Raw genomic sequence first — 5,582 nt, 5'->3', positions numbered from 1 at the left:
CGATAAGATCTGGCACCGACCTACTCTCCCACGTTTTACCGCAGTACCATCGGCTCTGGCGGGCTTGACTTCTCTGTTCGGAATGGGAAGAGGTAGACACCGCCGATATAGGCACCTGAATTTCTTTTGTTAGTATTTAGTAGCTAGTATCAAGTAGCAAGATTTTATTTGCTCAAGTGATAAGTACCATTATACTTACAATATTTTATTTGTCGATTTAATATAAGCTTAGTCAACATCAGACCCTAAAGTCTTGATACTTGATACTAACTACTTGATACTATCTCAAACAATGACATATTATTGAAAGAAGTAAGTAAATCAGAGAAAACAACAATATTAGTTTTTGTCAGTGAGGGGATTCATTTATGATCAGTATTGCTACTCACCATTCACTACTCACCCCTCACCATTATTACCTGCTATGAGAAAGCTTCGGGCAATTAGTATCACTCGGCTATGATGTCACCACCTTTATACCTATGACCTATCAACGTAGTAGTCTGCTACGACCCTCAATGGAAGTCTCATCTTGTGGCTAGTTTCGCACTTAGATGCTTTCAGCGCTTATCTATTCCCAACGTAGCTACTCTGCAATACAGCTGGCGCCATAACAGATTCACCAGAGGTTAGTCCAACCCGGTCCTCTCGTACTAAGGTCAGCCCCACTCAAACTTCCTGCGCCCACAACAGATAGGGACCGAACTGTCTCGCGACGTTCTGAACCCAGCTCGCGTGCCACTTTAATGAGCGAACAGCTCAACCCTTGGGACCTTCTCCAGCCCCAGGATGTGACGAGCCGACATCGAGGTGCCAAACCTCCCCGTCGATATGAGCTCTTGGGGGAGATCAGCCTGTTATCCCCAGCGTACCTTTTATCCTTTGAGCGATGGCCCTTCCATGCAGAACCACCGGATCACTATATCCGTCTTTCGACCCTGCTCGGCTTGTCTGCCTCACAGTCAAGCAAGCTTATGCTATTGCACTCCACGTACGGTTACCAAGCGTACTGAGCTTACCTTTGAAAGCCTCCGTTACCTTTTTGGAGGCGACCACCCCAGTCAAACTACCCGCCAAACAATGTCCTCCRCATTGCAGAGTTAGACACCAAATACAGAAAGGGTGGTATTTCAACGTTGACTAAMYRACTCCTRGCGAAGCYRSATCACAGTCTCCCACCTATCCTACACATCCTGTATCCGATATCAATGTTAAGTTGTAGTGAAGGTGCATGGGGTCTTTCCGTCCCGTTGCGGGTAACCGGCGTCTTCACCGATACCACAATTTCACCGAGCTCATGGCTGAGACAGCGCCCAGATCGTTACACCATTCGTGCAGGTCGGAACTTACCCGACAAGGAATTTCGCTACCTTAGGACCGTTATAGTTACGGCCGCCGTTTACCGGGGCTTCGATTCAATGCTTCGMMTTGCKMCTAACATCCCCTCTTAACCTTCCGGCACCGGGCAGGTGTCAGGCCWTATACGTCATCTTTCGATTTTGCAWAGCCATGTGTTTTTGTTAAACAGTCGCCTGGGCCTTTTCACTGCGGCTTCCATTGCTGAAAGCGCCCCTTCTCCCGAAGTTACAGGGCCATTTTGCCGAGTTCCTTAGCCATGATTCACTCGAGCACCTTAGGATTCTCTCCTCGACTACCTGTGTCGGTTTACGGTACGGGTTTTTATAACCTGAAGCTTAGCGGGTTTTCTTGGAAGTCTGATTACCTGAACTATTACCGCCTCCGAAGATTTGGTATACTATCAGCTTTCAGCATGGTCTGCGTACTTAACTACMKYYCMTATACCTACGGCCTTTAACGAACTATTCCGTCAGTTCGCGTCAGTGTCACTACTCCGTCACCGCATCGCAGTTATAAAAAGTACTGGAATATTAACCAGTTGTCCATCGGCTACGCCCTTCGGCTTCACCTTAGGCCCCGACTAACCCTGATCCGATTAGCGTTGATCAGGAAACCTTAGTCTTTCGGTGGGCGGGTTTCTCTCCCGCCTTATCGTTACTTATGCCTACATTTGCTTTTCTATAACCTCCACAGTCGGTTGTCCCTCCYGCTTCGCCGGTATATAGAATGCTCCCCTACCAGATACATTAATGTAAATCCATAGCTTCGGTATACTGCTTGATGCCCGTTTATTATCCATGCCCGATCGCTCGACTAGTGAGCTGTTACGCACTCTTTAAATGAATGGCTGCTTCCAAGCCAACATCCTAGCTGTCTGTGCAATCGGACCTCGTTAGTTCAACTTAGCAGTAATTTGGGGACCTTAGCTGATGGTCTGGGTTCTTTCCCTCTCGGCCCTGGACCTTAGCACCCAGAGCCTCACTCCAGCGTATATTAATAAGCATTCGGAGTTTATCTGGATTTGGTAGGATTTGACTCCCCCGCACCCAATTAGTAGCTCTACCTCTTATTAACTCAACCGCCAGGCTGTTCCTAAAAACATTTCGGGGAGTACGAGCTATTTCCCAGTTTGATTAGCCTTTCACCCCTACCCACAAATCATCCGGAAACTTTTCAACGTTTATCGGTTCGGTCCTCCAGTACCTGTTACGGCACCTTCAACCTGTCCATGGGTAGATCACAAGGTTTCGCGTCTACCTCCCCTGACTATACGCCCTATTCAGACTCGCTTTCGCTTCGGATCCGTGTCTTAAACACTTAACCTTGCCAGGAAAGAGTAACTCGTAGGCTCATTATGCAAAAGGCACGCCGTCACGGAACAAGTCCGCTCCGACCGCTTGTAAGTACACGGTTTCAGGTTCTATTTCACTCCCCTGTTCGGGGTTCTTTTCACCTTTCCCTCACGGTACTGGTTCACTATCGGTCTCTCAGGAGTATTTAGCCTTACCGGATGGTGCCGGCAGATTCCCACAAGGCGTCTCCGACCTCGCGGTACTCAGGATACCACTATCCTATCATCCATTACCCGTACGCAGCTCTCATGCTCTATGGCCGGGTTTCCCACCCCGTTCCGGTTTTGTTTAATTTTCATGTTGTGGTCCTACAACCCCAATTATGCCGTAACATAATTGGTTTGGGCTTCTTCCCTTTCGCTCGCCACTACTCAGGAAATCATTATTATTTTCTCTTCCTCTGCTTACTTAGATGTTTCAGTTCAGCAGGTTTGCGCATTTATGCAATTAGTCTTCAACTAATTAGGTTTCCCCATTCAGAAATCTACGGATCAAGTCTTATTTGCAGATCCCCGTAGCTTATCGCAGCTTATCACGTCTTTCATCGCCTCTGAGAGCCAAGGCATCCCCCGTGTACCCTTTCTTACTTTCTTCTACTATACCGCCTTTTGCTCGGTATGTATGCTTTTTGATTCTTGTTGCCGTTTTTAGTATCAAGTACTTAGTAGCAAGTAGCTAGACCGAAGCCTTTTTCCTTTTTACCTTTCCGTAATCTTCAAAAGCCTGCAACAGTCCTCTATACTGTTGTCTTCTCTTTTTTATTACTTCTTCCAATATGTCAAAGAACGTTTTGTCAGTTTGCAGTTTGCTGTTCTCAGTTTGCAGTTATTTTAACTGCTCACTGTAAACTGCCTTCTGCTAACTGGCATGGTGGAGAATAACGGATTCGAACCGTTGACCCCCTGCGTGCAAGGCAGGTGCTCTAGCCAGCTGAGCTAATCCCCCTTAAGATGAGTTTGCAGTTTGCTGTTTTCAGTTTGCAGTTATTTACTGCCTACTGTGAACTGTTTACTGCCCACTCGCAGCTTCGCTGCGCTTGTAGTCCCGAGCAGATTTGAACTGCTGACCCCTACATTATCAGTGGTTTAATTAGTGAAGGATTGAATTAGTGAGTTAGTGATTTATTGCCTGATGTTACTCATTCAACTTAATCAACCTAACCTAACTTAATCAACCAATCAACCAATTTTAAGAAATAATCATGTAGGTAACTTGTTACAATAACTTGTATCGATACTGCTCCAGAAAGGAGGTATTCCAGCCACACCTTCCGGTACGGCTACCTTGTTACGACTTAGCCCCAGTTACCGACTTTACCCTAGGACGCTCCTTGCGGTTACGCACTTCAGGCACTTCCAGCTTCCATGGCTTGACGGGCGGTGTGTACAAGGCCCGGGAACGTATTCACCGCGTCATTGCTGATACGCGATTACTAGCGAATCCAACTTCACGGGGTCGAGTTGCAGACCCCGATCCGAACTGTGAACAGCTTTWKGAGATTGGCATCCTGTTGCCAGGTAGCTGCCCTCTGTACTGCCCATTGTAGCACGTGTGTAGCCCCGGACGTAAGGGCCATGATGACTTGACGTCGTCCCCTCCTTCCTCTCTATTTGCATAGGCAGTCTGTTTAGAGTCCCCACCTTAACGTGCTGGCAACTAAACATAGGGGTTGCGCTCGTTGCGGGACTTAACCCAACACCTCACGGCACGAGCTGACGACAGCCATGCAGCACCTAGTTTCGTGTCCCGAAGGACTTGAGCGTCTCTGCTCAATTCACTAACTTTCAAGCCCGGGTAAGGTTCCTCGCGTATCATCGAATTAAACCACATGCTCCTCCGCTTGTGCGGGCCCCCGTCAATTCCTTTGAGTTTCACCCTTGCGGGCGTACTCCCCAGGTGGAATACTTAACGCTTTCGCTTAGACGCTGACCGTATATCGCCAACATCGAGTATTCATCGTTTAGGGCGTGGACTACCAGGGTATCTAATCCTGTTTGATCCCCACGCTTTCGTGCCTCAGTGTCAATATAACCATAGTAAGCTGCCTTCGCAATTGGTGTTCTGTGACATATCTATGCATTTCACCGCTACTTGTCACATTCCGCCTACCTCTAGTTCATTCAAGCTCTTCAGTATCAAAGGCACTGCGATAGTTAAGCTACCGTCTTTCACCCCTGACTTAAAAAGCCACCTACGCACCCTTTAAACCCAATAAATCCGGATAACGCTTGGATCCTCCGTATTACCGCGGCTGCTGGCACGGAGTTAGCCGATCCTTATTCTTACCGTACATTCAGCTCTGGTCACGACCAAAGGTTTATTCCGGTACAAAAGCAGTTTACAACCCGTAGGGCCGTCTTCCTGCACGCGGCATGGCTGGTTCAGGCTTCCGCCCATTGACCAATATTCCTTACTGCTGCCTCCCGTAGGAGTCTGGTCCGTGTCTCAGTACCAGTGTGGGGGGTCATCCTCTCAGATCCCCTAAACATCGTAGCCTTGGTAAGCCGTTACCTTACCAACTAGCTAATGTTCCGCATGCCCATCTTAATCCTATAAATATTTGATGTTAATATGATGCCATATCAACATGTTATGCGGTCTTAATCTCTCTTTCGAGAGGCTATCCCCCTGATTAAGGTAGGTTACATACGTGTTACGCACCCGTGCGCCACTCTCAAGGAAAGCAAGCTCTCCTATCCCGTCCGACTTGCATGTATTAGGCCTGCCGCTAGCGTTCATCCTGAGCCAGGATCAAACTCTCCATTGTAAAATGTCTAGTTTGTCACTGACCCTATTATTAATAATAGAATCTGTATATAATTATATCTTTATACAGTATCTAACTTTTTGTTATCATAACCCGTTTGCCTC

Annotated in this window: 1 tRNA gene and 3 rRNA genes; all 4 read right to left on the bottom strand. The window is 47.5% G+C overall.

Annotated features, from left to right (window positions below):
• Positions 1-7 precede the first annotated feature (7 nt).
• Positions 8-119 (bottom strand): 5S ribosomal RNA (gene rrf / locus AC1DXF_RS29295).
• Between the two features lie 305 nt (positions 120-424).
• Positions 425-3,304 (bottom strand): 23S ribosomal RNA (locus AC1DXF_RS29290).
• 275 nt (positions 3,305-3,579) lie between these two features.
• Positions 3,580-3,656: transfer RNA gene (locus AC1DXF_RS29285), tRNA-Ala, on the bottom strand.
• Between the two features lie 300 nt (positions 3,657-3,956).
• Positions 3,957-5,478: ribosomal RNA gene (locus tag AC1DXF_RS29280) — 16S ribosomal RNA — on the bottom strand.
• Together the 16S, 23S and 5S rRNA genes with 1 tRNA gene alongside form the textbook arrangement of a ribosomal RNA operon.
• Between the last annotated feature and the right edge of the window lie 104 nt (positions 5,479-5,582).

Source organism: Mucilaginibacter sp. P2_A5 (assembly GCF_056404995.1).
The sequence above is the reverse complement of the archived record's forward strand: the minus strand, read 5'-3'. Positions and strand labels throughout refer to the sequence as shown.